We start from the raw sequence: 596 nt of genomic DNA, 5'->3' as shown, positions 1-596 counted from the left end.
TGAAATAATCATCATCTTTCACCATGCCTTTAACCGTAAATTCGACGCCGTGATTGATTTTATTCAATGCGGTGATGCCGTGGATTTGAAATGGTTCTGTCGGATTGCCGAATTCATCCCGCTTCAATGAACCACGAAGCTCTTCATTCAGCATGTCACATGCCTCTTCCAACACGCTGTACACGCGGTCCGGATCTTCTTTAAAGCTGATAAGAAAGGATTCGGTAATCCGCATAAAATCAATATTATAGTTCTCTATTTGTCTGACCTCGCCGTTGCTGATGGTGAGCAGCTTCCCGCTCCATTCCCGGATTTGCAGCGAGCGGAGGCCGATTTCCTCCACTGTCCCGTTGAACAAGTTGTTGACGGTGACATAATCGCCTTTGTGCAGCTGGCGTTCATATATTAAGAACACACCAGCCAGCACATCTTTGATCAGCGATTGGGCGCCAAAACCGATCACGATACCTGCTACGCCCGCCCCGGCCAATATCTTGCCGAAATCATGCACAAATAAAGAAATAACGTAAAAGATAAAACCAATTGTCGCCGTATACTGGGTGACAGAACGGACAAGGCTTTCAATCGTTTTTTCC

Annotated in this window: 1 protein-coding gene; it reads right to left on the bottom strand. The window is 46.3% G+C overall.

Features of this window, described 5'->3' with window-relative positions; translation table 11 throughout:
- On the bottom strand, nucleotides 1-596 hold a 596-nt coding region (gene mscC / locus ACWHAR_RS29615), incomplete at both ends, for a mechanosensitive ion channel protein MscC (RefSeq protein ID WP_452088759.1).

The organism is Bacillus sp. LR--39, from assembly GCF_053613335.1.
The sequence above is the reverse complement of the archived record's forward strand: the minus strand, read 5'-3'. Positions and strand labels throughout refer to the sequence as shown.